The 20,655-nt window shown below is 36.7% G+C and carries 23 protein-coding genes; all 23 read left to right on the top strand.

Annotation, left to right across the window (positions count from 1 at the left end; translation table 11 throughout):
• The coding region (locus tag WFK35_RS09080) for a hypothetical protein (protein WP_336732398.1) at positions 1-444 on the top strand (444 nt) is incomplete at its 5' end.
• 239 nt (positions 445-683) lie between these two features.
• The gene (locus tag WFK35_RS09085; protein WP_336732399.1) at positions 684-2,483 is read left to right on the top strand and encodes a hypothetical protein; all 1,800 of its coding nucleotides are present in this window, start codon (positions 684-686) and stop codon (positions 2,481-2,483) included.
• A gap of 91 nt (positions 2,484-2,574) precedes the next feature.
• Positions 2,575-4,371 carry a translation elongation factor 4 gene (gene lepA, locus WFK35_RS09090; RefSeq protein WP_087706645.1) on the top strand — a complete coding sequence of 599 codons (1,797 nt, stop codon included), beginning with the start codon at positions 2,575-2,577 and terminating at the stop codon, positions 4,369-4,371.
• Between the two features lie 117 nt (positions 4,372-4,488).
• Entirely contained in the window at positions 4,489-5,184 is a 696-nt protein-coding gene (locus WFK35_RS09095; RefSeq protein WP_336732400.1) for an NUDIX hydrolase, read from the top strand.
• A 502-nt stretch (positions 5,185-5,686) separates the two neighbouring features.
• Entirely contained in the window at positions 5,687-6,229 is a 543-nt protein-coding gene (locus tag WFK35_RS09100) for an NADAR family protein (protein ID WP_336732401.1), read from the top strand.
• A 31-nt stretch (positions 6,230-6,260) separates the two neighbouring features.
• On the top strand, positions 6,261-6,809 hold the full coding sequence (locus tag WFK35_RS09105; RefSeq protein WP_336732402.1) for a prolyl hydroxylase family protein: 549 nt from the start codon (positions 6,261-6,263) through the stop codon (positions 6,807-6,809).
• Between the two features lie 2 nt (positions 6,810-6,811).
• Complete coding sequence (locus WFK35_RS09110; RefSeq protein ID WP_336689715.1) at positions 6,812-7,216, top strand: hypothetical protein; 405 nt, start codon at positions 6,812-6,814, stop codon at positions 7,214-7,216.
• Positions 7,217-7,288: 72 nt separating this feature from the next.
• Positions 7,289-8,293: an SPFH domain-containing protein gene (locus tag WFK35_RS09115; RefSeq protein WP_336732403.1), complete on the top strand. Its 1,005-nt coding sequence runs from the start codon at positions 7,289-7,291 to the stop codon at positions 8,291-8,293.
• Between the two features lie 172 nt (positions 8,294-8,465).
• A complete protein-coding gene (locus WFK35_RS09120) occupies positions 8,466-9,374 on the top strand; it encodes a sugar kinase (RefSeq protein ID WP_336732404.1) in 909 nt (302 codons plus the stop codon).
• 210 nt (positions 9,375-9,584) lie between these two features.
• Positions 9,585-10,817: a TIGR02452 family protein gene (locus WFK35_RS09125; RefSeq protein ID WP_336732405.1), complete on the top strand. Its 1,233-nt coding sequence runs from the start codon at positions 9,585-9,587 to the stop codon at positions 10,815-10,817.
• Positions 10,814-11,449, top strand: a complete 636-nt coding sequence (locus WFK35_RS09130) for a DUF4291 domain-containing protein (RefSeq protein WP_336732406.1) — start codon at positions 10,814-10,816, stop codon at positions 11,447-11,449. The genes WFK35_RS09125 and WFK35_RS09130 overlap by 4 nt, the downstream gene beginning before the upstream one ends.
• A 126-nt stretch (positions 11,450-11,575) precedes the next feature.
• Positions 11,576-12,349 (top strand): ADP-ribosylglycohydrolase family protein, encoded by a 774-nt coding sequence (locus WFK35_RS09135; RefSeq protein WP_336732419.1) that lies wholly within the window; start codon positions 11,576-11,578, stop codon positions 12,347-12,349.
• Positions 12,339-12,845 carry an O-acetyl-ADP-ribose deacetylase gene (locus WFK35_RS09140; protein ID WP_336732407.1) on the top strand — a complete coding sequence of 169 codons (507 nt, stop codon included), beginning with the start codon at positions 12,339-12,341 and terminating at the stop codon, positions 12,843-12,845. The genes WFK35_RS09135 and WFK35_RS09140 overlap by 11 nt, the downstream gene beginning before the upstream one ends.
• The gene (locus tag WFK35_RS09145; RefSeq protein WP_336732408.1) at positions 12,845-13,438 is read left to right on the top strand and encodes a hypothetical protein; all 594 of its coding nucleotides are present in this window, start codon (positions 12,845-12,847) and stop codon (positions 13,436-13,438) included. Before WFK35_RS09140 ends, WFK35_RS09145 begins: the two co-directional genes overlap by 1 nt.
• Positions 13,435-14,121, top strand: a complete 687-nt coding sequence (locus WFK35_RS09150; RefSeq protein ID WP_336732410.1) for an SIR2 family NAD-dependent protein deacylase — start codon at positions 13,435-13,437, stop codon at positions 14,119-14,121. Before WFK35_RS09145 ends, WFK35_RS09150 begins: the two co-directional genes overlap by 4 nt.
• The gene (locus tag WFK35_RS09155; protein ID WP_336732411.1) at positions 14,121-15,059 is read left to right on the top strand and encodes an ADP-ribosylglycohydrolase family protein; all 939 of its coding nucleotides are present in this window, start codon (positions 14,121-14,123) and stop codon (positions 15,057-15,059) included. Before WFK35_RS09150 ends, WFK35_RS09155 begins: the two co-directional genes overlap by 1 nt.
• The gene (locus tag WFK35_RS09160) at positions 15,056-16,018 is read left to right on the top strand and encodes an ADP-ribosylglycohydrolase family protein (protein WP_336732412.1); all 963 of its coding nucleotides are present in this window, start codon (positions 15,056-15,058) and stop codon (positions 16,016-16,018) included. The genes WFK35_RS09155 and WFK35_RS09160 overlap by 4 nt, the downstream gene beginning before the upstream one ends.
• Entirely contained in the window at positions 16,015-16,590 is a 576-nt protein-coding gene (locus WFK35_RS09165) for a hypothetical protein (protein WP_336732414.1), read from the top strand. Before WFK35_RS09160 ends, WFK35_RS09165 begins: the two co-directional genes overlap by 4 nt.
• A gap of 41 nt (positions 16,591-16,631) precedes the next feature.
• Complete coding sequence (locus WFK35_RS09170) at positions 16,632-17,174, top strand: RNA 2'-phosphotransferase (RefSeq protein ID WP_336732415.1); 543 nt, start codon at positions 16,632-16,634, stop codon at positions 17,172-17,174.
• On the top strand, positions 17,171-17,374 hold the full coding sequence (locus WFK35_RS09175; RefSeq protein WP_336732416.1) for a hypothetical protein: 204 nt from the start codon (positions 17,171-17,173) through the stop codon (positions 17,372-17,374). Before WFK35_RS09170 ends, WFK35_RS09175 begins: the two co-directional genes overlap by 4 nt.
• Positions 17,371-18,126, top strand: coding sequence for a metallophosphoesterase (locus tag WFK35_RS09180; RefSeq protein ID WP_336732417.1), 756 nt, complete (start codon positions 17,371-17,373; stop codon positions 18,124-18,126). The genes WFK35_RS09175 and WFK35_RS09180 overlap by 4 nt, the downstream gene beginning before the upstream one ends.
• Before the next feature lie 289 nt (positions 18,127-18,415).
• Positions 18,416-20,140 (top strand): hypothetical protein, encoded by a 1,725-nt coding sequence (locus WFK35_RS09185; protein WP_336732418.1) that lies wholly within the window; start codon positions 18,416-18,418, stop codon positions 20,138-20,140.
• A gap of 139 nt (positions 20,141-20,279) precedes the next feature.
• Positions 20,280-20,561 (top strand): hypothetical protein, encoded by a 282-nt coding sequence (locus WFK35_RS09190; protein WP_123891980.1) that lies wholly within the window; start codon positions 20,280-20,282, stop codon positions 20,559-20,561.
• The last annotated feature ends 94 nt before the right edge of the window (positions 20,562-20,655 follow it).

Here is a 20,655-nt window from a genome sequence, read left to right on the forward strand (position 1 = left end):
AAAGCAGATTCTCTTACGAACGGAGTTTATATGGACTTCAGATCATTTGTAGATCAGAAAAAAGATTTGGAACTTATTGTCAGAAAAAATAATGAAGGTAAAATAAAGGGGGTTAAAAGAATTGACGGGTATGATAATTTCAAAGATTATTTTGCTGTAATAGATAACGGGATCGCTTATAAAAAGACACCAACATGCCTTATAGAAATCGAAAAGGATGAAGAAGGATATTTTATCACTGCCGCTGCGGAAGAATTATTTCCAGAACAAACCAATTACTATGTAGCAGGAGCAGGAGGAGGCTTAATAACAGCTTTGGCTGTCTCAGTTATAGATCTGGCTATTTCAAGAATCAGAAAGCAGAATGCAAAATATTACAGAGTTGGAATAGACATGCTAACAGGAGAATATATTTTACCTGCAAACTTTGATAAAAATAAATAGATTGCTTATAAAAAAGAGACAACGTGTCTCTTTTCTCTTTTTATAAATGAAAGGAATAAGAAGTGGTATTCATCAGCAAAGAGAATGTTCCGTATTTGTAGTTTTTACATCAAAAAGTAAAATTATTTTGAAAACAGTCCGGATTTGTCCTAATGTTTATGAAAGTAGAAACGAAATTAAATTTTAATTTTATTGGCTTATAAATTGATACTAAAAAATACTGCAACTTCAGAAGGTAAATGAACAAGTCTATCGTAATTTTAGCTCTTATTTTTAATTGTTTCTTCTTTTTCCAGGCACAGGAAAAAAAGGATTCGATCTATTACAAAATTGAAAAATTTTCAGATAAGAGAAAATTTACAAAATTCCTTCACCGTTTTATATTTCGTAGAGAAGCAGATTCCGTTTCCGTAAAAACAACCACCGAAAAAGTAGCGCAGGAAACATATGACGGAAAATACATCAGAAATATTACAATAGAAACCATAGATCCTTTCGGATATGGCTCTCGGGATAAAAAAGAAAAATCCAGATGGTACGACTGGTTTACCAATCATCTTCATTCCAATACTAGAATTTCTACGGTTAACAATTATTTACTTTTTCAAAAAGGAGAAGAATACAATGCCCAGAAAATCTACGAGTCTGAACGTCTGCTGAGAACAATGCCTTTTATCAACAGAGTGAACATCAGTATTTCCGACAGTACTTCCACCAGAGATTCCATAGATGTTATCGTGAAAGTGCTGGATTCATGGAGTCTGAAACCCAGAGCAAGCTATTCCGGAAGTAAAATCGGATTAGGCGTTACCGAAGAAAATTTTCTCGGATTGGGGCATGATTTAAGTTTTCTGTACCGTAACGATTCCAAAGAAAAGCAGAATTACTTATTGGGAAGCTATACTGCATACAATTTATGGGGTTCCTACATCAATGCGCAGATTCTGGGAGAGCGGGATTTTGCTAAAAATGAGAGAATAAGTCTCAGTGCAACGCGCGATTTTTTCTCCCCATTAACCCAATGGGCGGGAGGATTTAATTTTGAATACTTCATGCGCCGTGTTTTGCTGCCTATAGAATCAGAAACAGTTTTTCCCGAAGCTCAGATCAAAGTGTACAGTCAGAATTTGTGGGGAGGTTATCAGATTCCCATAGCCTCAAGATCTTCAGAAAAAGTTTCCAGCAATATTGCTTTAATCGGAAGATTCCAGAATTATCAGTACAAGGATAATCCGGCAATAGACAAGTACGATTATTTTACCTCTTACAGCAGTTTTCTGGCGTCTGTAGGATTTATACAGCGAAAATTTTCTGTTCAGAAAAATATCTTTCAGTACGATCTTCCGGAAGATATTGCGTACGGAACTTCGGCGAGCCTTACAGCGGGAGGTTTGTCCAGAAACAACAGAATCATTCCGTATGCCGGAATTTCTGTAGCACACGGAGATTTTACCAGTATAGGATATTTCAGTGTGAAAGCACAGTTCGGGAAATTTTTCAATGAGGAAAGACAAAACCGCGAATCTTTCCGATTGGATGCCACCTATTTTACCAATCTTATGGATTGGAAGTTTGCCAGTGCGAGACACTTTTTTTCTCCCACACTAGCTTTGGGAAACCCACAGCAAAACTATTCCTACAGAGACCGCATCAATCTTTCTTCCAGTGATGAGTTTCCGGTGTACAGTGCAGATTATATCGGGACAAAAAAACTCGTTCTGCGATATCAGCTTCAGCTTTTCGTAAACAAAACATGGAAAAACTTTCATTTCAGTCCTTACTTAACAGCTGCAGCAGGCTGGTTGGCGGGACCGGATGAAAAACTGTTAAAAACAAACGTTAATACAAAAATAGGAATCGGCGTTCTCATTAATAATCCTTTTCTGGTATTCAACCGGATTCAGATTTCCTTCACCTATTACCCAAAAGTTCCTTTTGACAATAATTCATTGTTCGATTTCAACAGCAACCGGAACAACCTTTTGCCAATGAACGGCTTTACAACAGACATCCCGCATTTCGTAAATTTTGGAAATTAAAAAAAGGACAGAATTAAATTTTTGTTCTTCAAAATTAAGACTAAGGAATTATCCTGCATTTTGTTATCTTTGCAAATTACAAGATTCTTAAATGAAAAACATACGAAATTTTTGCATAATCGCCCACATCGACCACGGTAAAAGTACTTTGGCGGATCGTCTTTTGGAATATACCAATACGGTGACTCAGAGAGAATTGCAGTCTCAGACACTGGATGATATGGATTTGGAGAAAGAACGTGGAATTACCATTAAATCCCACGCGATCCAGATGGATTATGAATATAAAGGAGAAAAATATATTTTAAACCTTATTGATACACCGGGACACGTAGATTTTTCTTACGAAGTTTCCCGTTCCATTGCTGCCTGCGAAGGAGCGCTTCTAATTGTAGATGCGGCACAGAGTATTCAGGCACAGACGATTAGTAATTTATATTTGGCACTGGAAAACGATTTAACCATCATACCTATTCTGAATAAAATTGATCTTCCTTCCGCAAATCCTGAAGAAGTAACCGATGAAATCATGAACCTGATCGGTTGCGACTATGAAGATGTTTTAAGAGTTTCCGGTAAAACAGGAGAAGGAGTTCATCATTTGCTTGAGCAGATTGTAGAAAGAATTCCGGCTCCGGTAGGAGATCCGGATGCGCCGCTTCAGGCTTTGATCTTTGATTCGGTTTATAACCCGTTCAGAGGAATTGAGGCTTACTTTAAAGTGGTAAACGGAAGTATTTCTAAGAACGAAAAAATTAAATTCTTCGCAACCGGAAAAGAATACGGAGCTGATGAGGTGGGAACACTGAAATTGAAACAGGTTCCTAAGAAATCGGTAGAATGTGGAGATGTAGGATATCTGGTTTCCGGAATTAAAGATGCTAGAGAAGTAAAAGTAGGGGATACAATCACCTCTTTTGAAAAACCTGCAGCAGGACCGATTGAAGGTTTTGAGGAAGTAAAGCCAATGGTTTTTGCCGGAATTTACCCGATTGACTCTGAAGATTTTGAAGAACTGAGATTCTCTCTTGAAAAATTAAGACTGAATGATGCCTCTCTGGTTTTCGAACCTGAAAGCTCTGCAGCACTTGGTTTTGGTTTCCGTTGCGGATTCTTAGGAATGCTTCACATGGAAATCGTTCAGGAAAGACTGGACAGAGAGTTCAACATGAACGTAATTACAACGGTTCCCAACGTATCTTACTTCGGATACACCAAAAAAGAACCTGAAGTTCCGATTATGATTAATAACCCATCGGAAATGATGGATCCTACCACGATGGACAGAGTAGAAGAACCTTATATTAAAGCTTCTATCATTACAAAATCTGATTTTGTAGGTTCTGTAATGACACTTTGTATCGAAAAAAGAGGGGAAATCGTTAACCAGAGTTACCTGACTTCAGACAGAGTAGAATTAATCTTCAATATGCCTTTGGCAGAGGTGGTTTTCGACTTCTACGACAGGCTGAAATCCATTTCTAAAGGGTATGCTTCATTCGATTATCATCCGATTGGTTTCAGAGCTTCCAAGCTTGTAAAAATGGATATCCTGATCAACGGAGATATGGTAGATGCACTTTCATCCCTTATTCACGATTCGAACGCTTATCACATCGGTAAGAAAATGTGTGAAAAACTTCGTGAGCTGATTCCGAGACAGCAGTTTGATATTGCAGTTCAGGCAGCGTTAGGAACGAAAGTTATTGCAAGAGAAACCATTAAAGCGTTAAGAAAAGACGTTACCGCAAAATGTTACGGAGGAGATATTTCCAGAAAGCGTAAACTTTTGGAAAAGCAGAAAGAAGGTAAAAAGAAAATGAAGCAGATTGGTAGGGTAGAAGTACCGCAATCGGCGTTTATGGCTGTTTTGAAGCTGAATGATTAGTGAAAGAGCCAAGTAAAAAGGCAAAAGATAAAAGTAAATCCGCAGATTATTTCTGCGGATTTTTGTTTTTAAAATGTGAATTCGTAAATTTGTGTATTCATAACGCAAATTAAAACAATGGAGTCTCCAAAAAAATTACAGGATATAAAAGTGGCTGTAGATGCAGTAATTTTCGGGTATTTTGATAAAAAAGATCTGCAGATCCTTCTCATTAAAAGAAATATCGAGCCCTTCAAAGGAGGTTGGGCGCTTCCAGGAGGTCTGGTTTTGGATGATGAAAATCTTGATGATGCCGTAAAACGCGAACTCCACGAAGAAGCGGGAATAAAGCCCGATTTTTTGGAGCAGCTTTACACTTTTGGAAACGTCGGTCGCGATCCCCGAAACCGCGTAGTTTCCATCGCTTATTTAGGGCTTGTCAATCCATCCTATCATGAGTTGTTTGCCGATTCTGATGCGGAAGATGCACAATGGTTCAGTGTCAATCAGCTCCCGAAACTGGCTTTTGATCATCAATCTATTATTGATATTGCCTTAAAAAGACTTCGTACAAAACTCCAGTATCAGCCGATCGGTTTTAATCTTTTAAACGATGAATTTGCCTTTTCTGATCTTGAAAACCTTTACAAAACCATCATCGGAAAAGAAATAGACCGCCGTAATTTCCGCAAAAAGATCATGAGCTACGGATTGCTTAATGAAACCAATAATCTTAAAAAAGAAGGCAGCGGAAGACCCGGAAAACTCTTCACTTTTAATCAGGAAAAATACAGGGAACTCGAAGAGCAGGGATTTTATTTCGAAATCAAATAGTTTTTCTTAAACACAAAAAGCACAAATATTTACACGAATTTTCACGAATGATTTTTTTGCGTTCGCTGTCATTCAGAAGCGAAGCGGAATGAAGTAGTGTCATTTGTAAAAAACATTTGCGCCATTTGTGTTTAAAAAAAATCAGCTTACCAAGTCAATACGATTCCAATTTCAACATCAATAGAAACGGACTTTAGTCCGTTCTTTCAATTAAAAAATCTCAATTGGCTTTAGCCTAAACATAAAAACCAATAAATACTTGTGCCCTTTGTGAAAAACATTTGCGCCCCTTGTGTTTAAATAAAATAATTTTTCAATTCAGAAATTTCAATTGGCTTTAGCCTAAACATAAAGCCAATAAATATTTGTGTCATTCGTGTTTCAATAGAATAAATTTTAACGCTGAAAATCAATCAATTAAAATATTTAGCGTAAAAATAACACAAATAAATTTGGAAGATAAAATCAGAATCCTTTAAATTTGTGTAAAAATAACGCAATCATGAAATATACATTAAATAATACCATCGAAAGATTTCATCAAAAAGAAAATCCGGAATTCCTTTTCTTTTGGGGACATACCGTGAAAGATGAAATTACAAAAGCCTGCTTCAGCCAGTGGTTTCCTTTTGAGTTTGAAGAAAACGGAAACATTTACAAAACGGCAGAACATTATATGATGGCAGGAAAAGCGAGATTATTTAATGATCATGAAATTTTAGAGCAAATTTTAAAATCAGAAACTCCGAATCAGGCAAAAAGTTTAGGCAGAAAAGTCAGAAATTTTGATCCTCAAGTTTGGGACGAGCATAAATATGATATTGTAAAACAGGGAAATCTATTAAAGTTTTCACAAAACGAAAAGTTTAAAAAATTCCTGCTTTCAACAGACGATAGAATTTTAGTAGAGGCAAGTCCGTACGACAAAATCTGGGGAATCGGAATGCTGGAAACCAATGCAAAAGCAAAAGATCCTTCAAAATGGAATGGTGAAAATTTATTAGGATTTGCTTTAATGGAAGTAAGAGACGAATTAAGAGGGTAAAAACACAATAACCGTAAACCAATTAGAAATCATGAAAAAAGCAGAACTCCATCCTCAGATATTTTTAATAGAAAATTTCCTTTCCGACCAAGAATGCGATCATTATATTGAAATGACGAAGGATAAAGTCTTTGAGGAAGCGAAAATCAATATGAGAGGTCGACAGGTGATGAGCAAAGGAATCCGGAACAACGACAGATTGATGATTTTCGATGAAAACTTAGCCGAAAATCTTTTTCAACGAGCGGTTGAATTTCTTCCTCAGATTCATGAAAATGATAAAGTTTCAGGTTTTAATGAGATGTTCAGGATTTATAAATATTCTCCGGGACAGCAGTTTAAAATGCACCACGACGGAAGCTACATCAGAAATGAGAATGAAAGAAGCTTTTACACTTTTTTAATTTATCTGAATGACGATTTTGAAGGCGGAGAAACAGAGTTTGAAAATCTGTTCACTGTAGCTCCGAAGAAGGGTTTTGCATTGGTTTTTTATCATCCTTTGAGACACGAAGGGAAAACACTGATCAGTGGAAAAAAGTATGTTTTAAGAACAGATGTAATGTATTTAAAGACTTAAAAATGAAAAAGATCTATGTTTCAGGAAACGGAAATGTATCCTGGGAAAAGTTTCAGCAGTTTTATATCGAACCGTTAAAGAAATTCAGCCTTGATGAGTGTGAATTTATCATTGGAGATTTTTCGGGAACCGATACATTAATGATGGAATTTTTAAAAGATAAAACAGAGAACGTAACCATTCTTCATGTTGGAAAAAGACCGAGATATTTTGCCAATTCTTTTAAAACAAAGGCTGAAAAATGGAAAGTGATAGGCGGTTTTACTTCAAATTATGAAAGAGATACCTTTGGAATTGATCTATGCACTCATTTTCTGGCGGTTGATTTCAATACCGATGAAAAAAGAAAAAGCGGAACATTGAAAAACATCGAAAAGTGTTTTGCTTTAAATAAAATAAAAGTGTAAAAAATTTTACCCATAATTTGCGTAAAAAATACACGAAAATTAACAAATTGTTTCACTAAAAATCATAAAGCTATGTTTGGATTTACACACATCAAATTTGATTCTATGACGTACGTTCTTCATTTTAAAAATGGAAAGATCGCCAAAGAAGGAAGAGGCTTATCGTTCTTTTATTTCGCTCCCAATTCGTCTATTGTGGCGATTCCTTTGGGAAGCAACGATCTGCCGTTTATCTTTAATGAGAACACAAACGATTATCAGACCGTGAAAATTCAGGGACAGATCAGCTATAAAGTGACCGATCCGAAAGCACTTTCCAACACACTGGATTTTACCGTGGACGGAGAAGGAGTTTATAAAAAGAATGACATTGAAAAGCTGAACCAGAGAATCATTAATCTCGCACAGACAGCGACTTCATCTTTTGTACACAATCTTAGTTTAAAAGAAGCAATTCGTTCTGCCAAACAGATTGAAGATCATATTCTGAAAGGATTAATCGATTCCGAATCTATAAAAAGCATGGGAATTGAAATTCTGGGAGCCAATATTTTAGCCGTTCAGACCACTCCTGAAATGGCAAGAGCCCTGGAAACGGAAACCAGAGAAAAACTGCAGCAGCAAGCCGATGAAGCAATTTATGAAAGAAGAAATTTTGCGGTGGAACAGGAAAGAAAAATCAAAGAATCTGAACTGAATACGGAAATTGCTGTGGAAGAAAAGCAAAAGCAGATTGAAGAAAAAAGAATGGAAACCGAAGTTCAGCAGGAAGAAAACAACAGAATCCTTCGTGAAATGAAAATTGCCGCCGATATTTCTGTAGAAAACCAGAGAAAAAAACTGATCGAGCAAAAAACTGAAAACGACAGAAAAGAAGCAGAAACACAAGGTTATATTCTGGAAACCTCCTTAAAGCCATACAAAGAAATCGACTGGAAAGTCCTCACTGCTTTGAACGGAAGACAGGATGCGAGAAATAACATCGCTTTAGCATTTAGAGAATTGGCAGAAAATGCCGGAAAAATCGGAAACCTGAACATAAGTCCTGATTTGTTGGATAGTATTTTGAAAAAGTAAGAGGCAGGAAGAGGGAAGGGCGAAGTTGGAAGCTGTTAACGGTCTCAAAAAGATAAAATAGGTTATCGTCTTTGCTGAGCAGAGCGCTTTTACGAACTTAAAAATAGTTAGTAGTAAAATAAAAACTTTGCAGACTTTGTGTTAAAATAAAAACTTCTGAATAATTAAAAAAATGAAAGTAGAATACGCCATCATCATCAAAAATAAAACCCGTCTTGAGTCCTTAGTCGAAAGATTCAACACGCAGGCTCAGGCGAAGTTTTATATTGAAAGTTCCGGAGGAAATTTTCAGGAATATGTTGATGAACACGAAAAATTCGGTCAGTCATTTCTGGAAGTGCAGACACAGCTTTCCAAAATCATCAAAAATAAAGTGATTGAAAGAGAGTTTGTTCCCTCCTATATTTTCTCCGAAAACAACCTGATTGTAGTGGTAGGACAGGACGGTTTGGTAGCCAATGTTGCCAAATATTCCAAACACATTCCGATCATTGCGGTAAATCCCGATCCCGAAAGATATGACGGCGTTTTACTTCCCTTTACCGCAAAAAACTTTTTAAAAGGAGTGCAAGCTGTGATGAACAGAAATTTTAGTTCAAAAAAAATGAAGTTTGCTGAAGCCGTGCTGAATGACGGACAAAAATTACTGGCAGTGAATGATTTATTTGTAGGAATTTCCTCACATTCTTCCGCACGATATAAAATCATGCTGAACGGAAAACAAGAAACACACTCTTCCAGCGGAATCATTATTTCCACAAAAACAGGAAGTACAGGCTGGCTGAGTTCCATTTTTAATATGGCATTCGGAATTTTAGGCGAAACAGCTTTAAAATATCCGCAGCTGAATGAAGAAGATTTGTATTTTGCAGTAAGAGAACCTTTCAAAAGCATCCGAACGCAGACCGATATCTGCAGCGGAAAACTGAAAAAAGGAAACAAATTAATCATCGAATCACTAATGCCGAATAACGGTTTTATATTTAGTGACGGAATTGAGCAGGATTTTCTACAGTTCAACAGCGGAGCAACAGCAGAAATCAGGCTTTCTGACGATCAAGCAGTTTTGGTTTTAAATTAAAAGCAACCATGAAAACAATGAAATATTTGAAAGATAAAGATAACGCAACAAATCAGGTATTATCAGAAATTTGAAATCTTATGTAGAAAAATCTTTGTGATTTTAGCTAAGTAGAACGCCTTTGCGAACTTAAAAAAAGTTAGTAGTAATAAAAAACTCTGCGGACTTTGCGTTAAAAAAGGATAAGTTAAGAATATAAAAAAGCACAACATGAAAACAACAACTTTATACAGACCCGTCGGAGAAAAAGAAATGCTCTTAATCATCGAAAGCAATTACAGAAAATTCCCTCCAAGATTAAACTGGCAACCCATCTTCTACCCCGTTCTGAATGAAGAATACGCTTCCGAAATCGCAGAAAAATGGAACACACGAGACGAAGCCGGAAATTATCTCGGTTTTGTTACAAAGTTTGAAGTTTCTGAGGAAGTAGTCAGCAAATATCCCTCACAAAACGTGGGAGCAAGAAATCACAACGAACTCTGGATTCCTTCCGAAGAACTCGAAGAATTTAATCAGGCAATTGTCGGCAATATTGAAGTGACAAAAGTTTTCATGGGAAAAGACTTCAAAAAAGCAGCAAATGAAGAGCTGGAAAATCTATTGGCAAACATTAAAAAACTAACAATGACAAATAAAGGAATGGCGAAAGATACACTGGAAATCTTAGCTAAAAAATATTATATCAACGAAAACAACGAAAAAATCAGCATAGAAAATGAAATGCAGAACTGTATTGAAGAAACCGTTTTGTATTCCTCGGAAGAACTGTCGGAAATGACAAAAAACGAACTTCCGGAAACCCAATTTGAGACTCAGTTTGAAGTCTGGAGATGCAGTTCCCTGAAAGCCATTTTACAGTTAGCTGCAGAAGAAAATCAGGAAAAACTGATGTGTCTGAATTTCGCATCAGCAAAAAATCCCGGTGGTGGGTTCATCAACGGAGCCGAAGCTCAGGAAGAAAGTCTGGCGAGAACTTCAGGACTTCACGAAAGTCTGCTTCAGGGTTGGGAATATTACGAAACCCACCGCGCCATGGAATCGTGCTTTTATACAGATATGATGATTTACAGCCCGAAAGTTCCCGTTTTCAGGAAAGACAAAGGAGAATTGCTGGATCAGCCTGTTTTGTGCAATTTTATCACTTCTCCCGCAGTGAACGCGGGCGTTGTAAAACGTCAGGAACCAGAAAGAGCGGATGAAATCTTCGGAGCAATGGATGTAAGAACCGATAAAATGCTCGCTTTAGCATTAAACAAAGGAAATGAAACCTTAATTTTAGGAGCTTGGGGATGCGGAGTTTTTAAAAATGATCCGAAAGAAATTGCCGAATTATTCAAAAAGCATCTTCTTGGGAAGTATAAAAATAAATTTAAAAGAGTGGTCTTTGCCATTCTCTCGAAAAAGGAGGAAATGATAAAGCCGTTTGAAGAAATATCATGAAAATCAATTTAAAAAAATATAAAGAACAGCTACAGGATTGGCCGGAAAAAGGCTATCACATCATGGCTCAGTATGATGAAGATAAAATTATTGTCTACCAATCGTATCGGAAAGAAATAGGCAATTTTGCCGTTAAAAATCAATATTTTGGAGACGCATTCAGTTTAGAAAGAATGACATGGATAAAACCGAACTTCCTTTGGATGATGTTCCGAAACGGTTGGGGAACAAAAGAAGGACAAGAGTCTGTTCTCGCCATTCATTTGAAGATGGATGCTTTTAAAAATTATCTGAAAAATGCAGTCTATTCTTCATACAATGAAAAATTAGAAATTTCAAGGGAAGAATGGCAGAATCAGGTGAAAGAATCTTCTGTGAGACTGCAATGGGATCCGGATCACGATCCTTTTGGAAACAAACTGGAAAGAAGAGCCATACAGATTGGTTTGAGAAATGATTTCATCAAATCCTTTGCTAAAGAAGACCTCCTTTTCATTGAAGATATTTCAGATTTTGTTAAAGAACAGCATCAGTTTGTTTTGAATGAAGATTTAGATCATTTAGTTCTTCCTGAAGAAAAACCGTTGCTGTTTGATGATGAGGATTTAAATAAGAAATTAAGGTTAAAATAATGAAAGATAAACTCTTACTCGCTTCAAAATCACTTACGGGGATTTCCATTGGTGATGCTTTTGGGGAAAGTTTCTTTGGTGAAGAAAGTATAATCAGAACATCAAAGAATCATTCCTGAAAGCACTCTGGATTTTACGGATGATACCATTATGGCAATTGCTGTTTTCAGATCATTGGAAAAATTCGGACAAATCAATCAGGATTTTCTGGCGGAAGAGTTTACCCAAAATTATTATCTTGATATTAATCGAGGTTACGGACCTTCAATGCATCAATATTTCAGAGCAGTAAAGGATGGTGAAAACTGGAAAGAAGTTTCCTATTCAAAATTTGGAGGACAGGGTTCTATGGGAAACGGAGGAGCGATGAGAGCTTCTGTAATCGGAGCTTATTTTTATGATGATCTGGATCAGCTTAAAACAAATGCAGAACTGTCCTGTGAAGTTACCCATGCCAACAAAGAAGCGATGGAAGGCACAAAAGCCATTGCATTAGCTGCGGCTTTTGTCATTCAGGAAAAAATAGGATTGATACAGTTGAATCAGCAGGAATTTATTCAAAAAATTCAGTCTGAATTGAAGGATTCTGATATGAAAAGTAAACTGAACAAAGTCTTATATTTAGACGGAAATCCAAGTATTGAGTTATTGGTCAAAACATTAGGAAACGGAATAAAAATGACCGCTCAGGACACTGTGCCGATTGTACTCTGGATGCTTTCGAGATACCGAAACAATATTGAAGAATGTCTTTGGAATACCGTTTCAGCTTTAGGCGACAGAGACACAACTTGTGCAATGGTTGGAGGAATAAGTATTTTAAGCTGCAATGAAGCATCAATTCCTGATTGGATAAAGAATGTTGAGGATTGGAAAAAAAGCAGATTTTATGGAAATTAAATTAATAAAAGGCGATATCACCAAAATAAACACGGAAGCCATTGTGAATGCAGCCAACTCTTCCTTATTGGGCGGTGGCGGAGTAGACGGAGCCATTCATAGAGCAGGAGGAAAACAAATTCTTGATGAGTGTATAGAAATCAGAAACCGACAGGGCAAATGCAAAACAGGAGAAGCGGTCGTTACAACTGGCGGAAATCTCCCTGCGAAATACGTCATTCATACGGTTGGTCCGGTCTGGAACGGAGATGAAGAAAAAGGATCAAAATTATTGGCAAATTGTTATCATAATTCATTGAAATTAGCAGAAAGTCTAAAGGTGAAAACCATTGCTTTTCCCAACATCAGCACAGGAATTTATCGGTTCCCAAAAGAATTGGCGGCAAAAATTGCCATAGATGAGGTGAAAAACTTTACATCGGAGATTATTGAAAAAGTTATTTTCGTATGTTTTGATGATGAAAATGAGGATATCTACAAAAAAAATTTAAAGTAATGGAAAAATATAATTTCAGATTTGTAGATGGTCCTAAGAATCAAAATACAGGATTGACGGCTGAAGAAATCAATTTTCTTCAAAAAGAATTAAATCTGAAATTTCCAAAAGAGTACATTTATTATCTTCAAAACGCAGGAAGAAACTCAAATGTTTTTCAAGTTGAAACAAATGCTGATGAATTAAGAAAGAATCAACACAAATTACGATTAGAGCTTGATAAACTTAATGTATTACAGAAAGAAGATGTTTTATTTATCAAGAAAGAAGTTGAATATGTAAAATATTTTGATTCAAATTTTGAAACATATTATTTTTTTAATTTATCTGAAAATAGAGAAGTCCCTAATCTTTATATTTTTGAAGAAGTTTGTATAAATGAGCATTGGAATACTTTTGAGAAAAAAATAACAAAGTCAAAGGAAGATAATTTTGTTGCTTTCATTAACAAAAAAACAGATGATAAATACGGAATTACCATAAAGCAGCATATTAAGAATATTCCTTTGTATATAATTTCAATACCAATCTCTATTATTTTGGGGATCATATTGGGAATTGAGATTTTAAAAGATAAAATAACAAGCAAATGAAAAAACTAACCATATTAACCGGCGCCGGAATCAGTGCCGAAAGCGGAATAAAAACCTTCAGAGACGGAGACGGTCTTTGGGAAAATCATAGCATCACAGATGTGGCAAGTCCGGAAGGATGGCGAAAAGACAGAGCTTTGGTTCTTGAGTTTTACAACCAAAGACGAAGACAGCTTCACGAAGTCGAACCGAATGATGCACATCGATTACTGGCAGAACTGGAAAAACATTTTGAAGTTCAGATCATTACCCAGAATATCGATGATCTGCATGAAAGAGCAGGTTCAACCAATATTTTACATTTACACGGCGAATTATTCAAATCCTGTTCTTGCAGCGATAAAAACCTGATTTACGAGCAGAAAAATGACATCAACATCGGCGATAAAGCAGAAGACGGAGCGCAGTTAAGACCATTTATTGTTTGGTTCGGAGAAGACGTTCCGTTGATGAGAGAAGCTACGAAAATGGCAAAAGAAGCCGATATATTTTTGGTAATCGGAACTTCTTTACAGGTGTATCCTGCAGCGGGATTAATTCATGATATCAAGGATGACTGTCTTTTAATCGTGATCAATCCCAACGAAACAGGTTTTGGGTACGGACAGAGAGCCGTTGTCATGAAAGAAACCGCAACGCAGGGAATGAAACTGCTTTTTGACAAACTGGTAAATCTTGCATAATGGATAACACAATAAAAGCCGGAATTTTCGGAGTTTGTGTGGGTGATGCTTTAGGCGTTCCGGTGGAATTTAAAACCAGAGAAACTTTAAAAGCGTTTCCTGTTGAAAATATGTGTGAATTCGGATCGTGGAACCAGCCGAAAGGAACTTGGAGCGACGACAGTTCGTTAACGCTTTGTATTGCCGAAGAACTTACAAAAGGCTATGATCTGGAAAAAATAGGACAAAGCTTTGTGAAGTGGGTAAAATACGGACATTGGACGGCTCACGGAAGATTGTTCGATATTGGCGGAACAACAAGGCATTCTATCGCAAGATTAATAAAAGGAGAAAGCGCAAAATTTTCGGGAAATATTTTTGAAGAAGATAACGGAAACGGTTCCTTAATGAGAACACTTCCGTTGGCGTTCTACCTTAAGGACGAAGAAAATATTGAAAAGCTCTATCAGACGGTAAAAGAAGTCTCTGCAATCACACACGGACATTTTCGCTCGGTGTTTGCCTGCTTTGTTTATGTAATTTTTGCCATTGAATTAATCAAAGGGAAAGATAAAAAAGAAGCGTATCAGTATACTCAGAAAACGGTGTTGCAATTTGCAGAAATTCAGGGTTTTAATCCGAAAGAAATACAGCTTTTTGACAGAGTTTTAAAGAATGATATTTCAGAATATCATGAAGATTCCATCAGTTCAGGAGGCTACGTTCTTCACAGTTTAGAAGCTTCATTATGGTGTTTCCTGAACTCTGAAAATTATACTGAAGCCGTTTTAAAAGCCGTCAATCTGGGAGAAGACACCGACACAACCGGAGCCATTACAGGCGGAATTGCCGGAATATATTACGGCTTTGAGAGTATTCCGAAAGAGTGGTTTGAAGTTTTGGCGAGAAAGGAGGATATTGAGAAATTGTGTGAAAAATTAAATGAGAAACTGAAATGAATAACCTTGTAAAATCAGCAATTTTCGGAGTTTGTGTGGGTGATGCATTAGGCGTTCCGGTGGAATTCAGAAGCAGAGAACAACTGAAACGTTCTCCGGTGACAACCATGAGAGCTTTCGGAACGCATCGTCAACCTGCGGGAACGTGGAGCGATGACAGTTCTCTTGCTTTATGTCTTGCGGAAAGTCTCAGTAATAAGTATGATCTCGAGAATATTGCGCTGAAATTTTTACAATGGTATAATGAAGAAATCTGGACACCTCACGGAACTGTTTTCGATATCGGAATTGCTACTTCACAAGCAATCCATAGAATCGGAAAAGGAACTCCTTCAACTTTATGCGGTGGAACAACGGAGTTTGATAACGGAAACGGTTCCTTAATGAGAATTTTGCCATTGCTGTTTTATATCAAAGACTTTTCCATTGCAAAACGTTTTGATACGGTGAAAGATGTTTCCGGCATTACCCATGGACACATCCGTTCTGTTTTGGCGTGTTTCATTTATCTTGAACTGGCATTGGAAATCCTGAACAAAAAAGAAAAATGGGAAGCATACACAAATATGCAGAGGAATGTCAGAGAATTTTTGGATAACAATCCGGTTTGTTCACAGGACGAAATGAATAAATTTCACCGGATTTTAGAATTGAAGGTTGGCGATTATGATGTTGCTCCATTGCATACTTTACAGGAAGAGGAAATAAGTTCATCAGGCTACGTTCTTCACAGTTTAGAAGCTTCATTATGGTGCTTTTTGAACTCTGAAAATTATACTGAAGCCGTTTTAAAAGCCGTCAATCTGGGAGAAGATACCGACACAACCGGAGCCATCACAGGCGGAATTGCCGGACTGTATTATGGTTTTGAAAGTATTCCGAAAGAGTGGGTTGATGTTTTGGCGAGGAAAGAGGATATTGGAAAATTGTGTGAGAAATTAAATGAGAAACTGAAATGAAAATTTATATAGAAACAAATTCTTATGATATTTGGTGGGGAATTTATGGACTTTCATACAAAACAGGTTGGGAAGATGTAAATATTTTTGATCAAGACAACAATAAAATAGGATATTTCTGCTTAAATACGAAGGCATATTTGAGACACTCCCTAAATTGTATTAATATTAAAGATGAAGAAGACAGAGTATTCAAAAAATTAACTGAAGAATATCTTACAGACGATGAATGCCATTTTTGGTATTGTTATGACCAAAAATCTGATGAAGACTTTTACGAAGTGCCTTATGAAGCTCCTAAAAATCAATTTGGAATAAAGCCTAGTTATATAGAATTATGGCATCCTGATGAAGCAATAGACTTATCTACACTTTTTGATGCTGTAAAAATATTTATCACTAAATTTTTAAAAATTGATGAAGAAAAATATGATTTAGAAATAAAAGATCAAATACCAATTGATGAAGCGATATCATCATTCAAAGAACATATGGAAATATTTGGCAACAGTGATATTCCCATTGCTTTTTCGGATGAATTAATAGAAGACTTATCTCAAAAGTTGAACTAAACCAAAGAGGAAGTCAGAGAACTTTTACAAAAACAAACAAAATGAACGAACAACATAAAAAAAGAATAAGCAAATACCTAAGCTTGGTGCTTAGACACAAACCCGAAGTTATCGGGTTGAATTTAGACGAAAACGGATGGGCAGATGTGGAAGAACTGCAGGAAAAATGTGCAAAACAAAATCGCGCTTTCACTCTGGAAGAATTGGATGAGGTCGTGGAAACCAACGATAAAAAACGCTTTATTTTAAACGAGGATAAAACCAGAATCCGCGCAAATCAGGGACATTCGATTGATATTGATCTGGCGCTGAAACCACAACAGCCACCGGAATTTCTCTATCACGGAACCGCAGAAACCAATCTTGCATCCATTTTTGAAAAAGGAATTGAAAAGAGAAACAGACAGCACGTTCATCTAAGTCAGGATAAAGAAACCGCAACCAAAGTCGGAATGCGTCACGGAAAACCGGTTATTTTAACCATTGAAACCGGAAAAATGCACGAAGACGGAATCGTATTCTATCTTTCCGAAAACAAAGTCTGGCTGACTGATTTTGTGGCTGCAGAATATATTTCGAAATGACAACACAGGAATTTGATGAAGCCGTAAAAGACTTTTCTCCTGAGAAAGAGGATCTAAAAGAAAAGGTTAATGAATTATTTGGAAAAGGAGTGGGAACCGTAATAACGATACATTTTATTATTGAACATCTAAAGTGTACTTTATCGAAAGCGATGGAAATTGTGGAATCCTGCCCGAATTATCACAACAGATTTAAATGAAAAGAACATTAGCAATAGGCGACATTCACGGAGGATTCAAAGCATTGACGCAGGTTTTGGACAGAGCCACTGTTACAGAAAACGACACCCTGATTTTTCTCGGAGATTATGTTGATGGCTGGAGTGAATCTTCGCAGATCATTCAGTTTTTAATTGAACTTGCCGAAAAGCAGGAATGTATTTTTATCAAAGGAAATCATGATGCATGGACGGAAGACTGGCTTGCTTTCGGCAAAAGTGAAGATGTATGGCTTTTCAATGGCGGAAAAAGTACAGTAGAAAGCTATTCAGATTTCTCTTTGGAAGAACTTGAAGTTCATCTTGAGTTTTTCCAGCGAATGAAAAACTATTATGTCGACGATAAAAACCGACTGTTTATTCACGCAGGATATTCGTCCATGCACGGTCCCGAAAAGGAAGTCTATTCCAGCAATTACCGTTGGGACAGAACATTGTGGGAAACAGCCGTTGCAATGGATAAAACCTTGGCAAAAGACTCAGAATTTTATCCGAAAAGGCTGCTTTTATACCATGAAATTTTCATCGGTCATACACCCACACTGCATTTGGGAAGTAAAGAACCCATCAACAAAGCCAATGTCTGGAATATAGATACCGGAGCCGCATTCACCGGAGCATTAACAATCATGGATGTCGATTCCAAAGAATTCTGGCAGAGTGATCCCCTTCCGTCATTATATCCCGATGAAAAAGGCAGAAATAATTATACTGTAAAACATAAAAACCGCTAATATCTTCTCTAAATTGGGAAGATATTTTTTTTGATACTTAAAATCAGCGTCATCAGCAAAATCAGCGGGAGCAAAAGTCATTTAGAACGTAAACCTGCGATTGAAATTCTAAATGAGACTTCAAGATAGAGAATTCCTTAGCTGAGTGAAATCAAAGATTCGACGAAGTCATAAGCCTTTGCGAACGAAGAATATTTTCAAATTTTTTAATAAAATCTTTGCAGTCTCCGCGTTAAAAATAATAGGTTTCACAAACTTTAAGTAATTTTAAAGCCCAAAATACCACTCAATGAAACTGAAATATCTTTTCCTGCTGCTTACTTCTTCATTTCTTTTTGCCCAGACTCAATTTCAGACCCCTTTTGAAAAAGGAAATGGAAATCAGACGGTTACTTATGATGAAATGAACAGCTATTATCAGAATTTAGCTAAAAATTTCAACACCATTCAGTATCTTAAAAAAGGAGAAGACGACAACGGAAAAGCAATTTATGTGGTCATTTACAACCCTTTTCCCGAAAAAGACCTTGATAAATTAAGAAAAACCAAAGCCGTTTTGTTCATCAATAACGGAATTCATCCCGGCGAACCCGACGGAATCGATGCGACCATGATGCTGATGAAAAATCTGGCAACCCGGAAAATCAAAACACCGCAGAATTTCATTATTGCTGCCATTTCAGTGTATAACGTAAGCGGAATGCTCAATCGCGGATCGTTTTCCAGAGCCAACCAGAATGGTCCGGAACAGTATGGCTTCAGAGGAAATGCCGGAAATTATGACCTGAACAGAGATTTTATTAAAGCAGATACCAAAAACGCCAGAAGTTTTCAGGAAATTTATCAGTGGTTAAAACCGGATGTTTTCATTGATAATCACGTAAGTAACGGAGCAGATTATCAATATACATTTACTTACATTTCTACCTTTAAAGAACGTCTGGGAAATGTTTTGGGCGAATATTTTTACAACAGCTATCAGGCGAAAAATTTAGAAGACCTAAAGAAACTGGGTTACGAAAGTACACCTTACGTTAATATTCATGGCGATATTCCGGAAGTTGGCTTTGCTTCTTTTGAAGATTCTCCGAGATATTCTACAGGATATACTTCGCTGTTCAATTCTCTTGGAACCGTTCCCGAAACACATATGCTGAAGCCTTACGACAAAAGAGTGGATGCAACGTACAAATATATGTTGGTGAACCTTCAGAATTTAGATCAGGATTATCAGAAAATAAAACAACTCAGAATTGAAAATTTAAAGCAGTACCAAGCCGGAAAACAGTACGGAATCCGGTGGAAAATAGATTCTACAAAATATACCACCATGGATTTTAAAGGTTTTGAGGGAAAATACAAACCCAGTGAAATTTCCGGAAAACCGAGACTCTATTACGACAGAAGTAAACCCTTCACGAAAAACATCAGGCTGTTTACAACCGCAGTTCCTACAGGTTATATCATCATTCCGAAATATTATGTCATTCCACAGTCGCAATATCGTGTTATTGAGGAATTTAAAAGAAATAAAATTCAGATGAAGCCCTTTCAGAAAGACAGTACCATTGCGGTGGAATCTTACAGAATCAATGATTTTAAAACCGTTAAAAATCCATATGAAGGACATTATCTGCATTTCGAAACAACGGTAGATAAAGCGGATAAAAAAATGGCTTTTTCAGCAGGAGATTATATCGTTCCGACCGATCAGGAAGGCGTAAAATATATTATTGAAACCCTTGAACCGGAAGCATTGGATTCCTTTTTCAACTGGAATTTCTTCGACGGGATTTTAGCCCAGAAAGAATACTATTCAGCTTACATTTTCGAGGATACCGCCGCAGAATTACTGAAAAAAGATAAAGATTTAAAACAGAAATTCGAAGCTAAAAAAGCAGCCGATAAAAAGTTTGCGGACGACGGAACTGCCCAGCTCGACTGGATCTACAGAAATTCTCCTTACTTCGAAGAAAAAACATTCAGACAATATCCGATTTACAGAATCTTATAAATTTTGAAAATTGATTTAATTTATTGATAATCAGTATTTAAATTCCGTGTTTTTCCCATGTGAAAATGTTGTTTTTACGGACTGGATTTCATTTTTATAAATCGAAATTTGGTAAACAAAACCAATAAAAACGACAATTATGGCAACCAAAAAACAATTTTTCGTTTCTCTTGAAGGCGTAGACCTTACCGACGAACAATTAAAAAACATCGACAAGGGAATTCAGAATGTAGTGCTTTCCGAACTGTCCAAAGTAGACAACACTCAGGCTTTCGGCGCACACAGAAATTTCAGAGAACTGACTAAACCCTTAAAAGTGAAAGACTGGTTTCCCTGGGGAATCATTATTTTCAAGCCGGGAATTGATATTACCAAGCAGGTTACAGACATCCATAATCAGATAAAAGCTTATGGAGGCTAGTTTTAACTCTTCAAAAAAGATGTGTCCCAGCTACGTTGGAAAAGTTGGGGCGCAGCTTTTCGGAGTCGTCAATAAAGACGGAAAAGTACAGTTT

Origin of the sequence: Chryseobacterium sp. VD8, from assembly GCF_037149975.1 — a bacterium.
GTDB classification, from domain to species: Bacteria; Bacteroidota; Bacteroidia; order Flavobacteriales; family Weeksellaceae; genus Chryseobacterium; species Chryseobacterium indicum.

Excerpts from the sequence above, each read along its gene's own strand:
- WFK35_RS09085 (WP_336732399.1), top strand. The coding sequence starts at position 684 with ATGAACAAGTCTATCGTAATTTTAGCTCTTATTTTTAATTGTTTCTTC.
- lepA (WP_087706645.1), top strand. The coding sequence starts at position 2,575 with ATGAAAAACATACGAAATTTTTGCATAATCGCCCACATCGACCACGGT.
- WFK35_RS09095 (WP_336732400.1), top strand. The coding sequence starts at position 4,489 with ATGGAGTCTCCAAAAAAATTACAGGATATAAAAGTGGCTGTAGATGCA.
- WFK35_RS09100 (WP_336732401.1), top strand. The coding sequence starts at position 5,687 with ATGAAATATACATTAAATAATACCATCGAAAGATTTCATCAAAAAGAA.
- WFK35_RS09105 (WP_336732402.1), top strand. The coding sequence starts at position 6,261 with ATGAAAAAAGCAGAACTCCATCCTCAGATATTTTTAATAGAAAATTTC.
- WFK35_RS09110 (WP_336689715.1), top strand. The coding sequence starts at position 6,812 with ATGAAAAAGATCTATGTTTCAGGAAACGGAAATGTATCCTGGGAAAAG.
- WFK35_RS09115 (WP_336732403.1), top strand. The coding sequence starts at position 7,289 with ATGTTTGGATTTACACACATCAAATTTGATTCTATGACGTACGTTCTT.
- WFK35_RS09120 (WP_336732404.1), top strand. The coding sequence starts at position 8,466 with ATGAAAGTAGAATACGCCATCATCATCAAAAATAAAACCCGTCTTGAG.
- WFK35_RS09125 (WP_336732405.1), top strand. The coding sequence starts at position 9,585 with ATGAAAACAACAACTTTATACAGACCCGTCGGAGAAAAAGAAATGCTC.
- WFK35_RS09130 (WP_336732406.1), top strand. The coding sequence starts at position 10,814 with ATGAAAATCAATTTAAAAAAATATAAAGAACAGCTACAGGATTGGCCG.
- WFK35_RS09140 (WP_336732407.1), top strand. The coding sequence starts at position 12,339 with ATGGAAATTAAATTAATAAAAGGCGATATCACCAAAATAAACACGGAA.
- WFK35_RS09145 (WP_336732408.1), top strand. The coding sequence starts at position 12,845 with ATGGAAAAATATAATTTCAGATTTGTAGATGGTCCTAAGAATCAAAAT.
- WFK35_RS09150 (WP_336732410.1), top strand. The coding sequence starts at position 13,435 with ATGAAAAAACTAACCATATTAACCGGCGCCGGAATCAGTGCCGAAAGC.
- WFK35_RS09155 (WP_336732411.1), top strand. The coding sequence starts at position 14,121 with ATGGATAACACAATAAAAGCCGGAATTTTCGGAGTTTGTGTGGGTGAT.
- WFK35_RS09160 (WP_336732412.1), top strand. The coding sequence starts at position 15,056 with ATGAATAACCTTGTAAAATCAGCAATTTTCGGAGTTTGTGTGGGTGAT.
- WFK35_RS09165 (WP_336732414.1), top strand. The coding sequence starts at position 16,015 with ATGAAAATTTATATAGAAACAAATTCTTATGATATTTGGTGGGGAATT.
- WFK35_RS09170 (WP_336732415.1), top strand. The coding sequence starts at position 16,632 with ATGAACGAACAACATAAAAAAAGAATAAGCAAATACCTAAGCTTGGTG.
- WFK35_RS09175 (WP_336732416.1), top strand. The coding sequence starts at position 17,171 with ATGACAACACAGGAATTTGATGAAGCCGTAAAAGACTTTTCTCCTGAG.
- WFK35_RS09180 (WP_336732417.1), top strand. The coding sequence starts at position 17,371 with ATGAAAAGAACATTAGCAATAGGCGACATTCACGGAGGATTCAAAGCA.
- WFK35_RS09185 (WP_336732418.1), top strand. The coding sequence starts at position 18,416 with ATGAAACTGAAATATCTTTTCCTGCTGCTTACTTCTTCATTTCTTTTT.
- WFK35_RS09190 (WP_123891980.1), top strand. The coding sequence starts at position 20,280 with ATGGCAACCAAAAAACAATTTTTCGTTTCTCTTGAAGGCGTAGACCTT.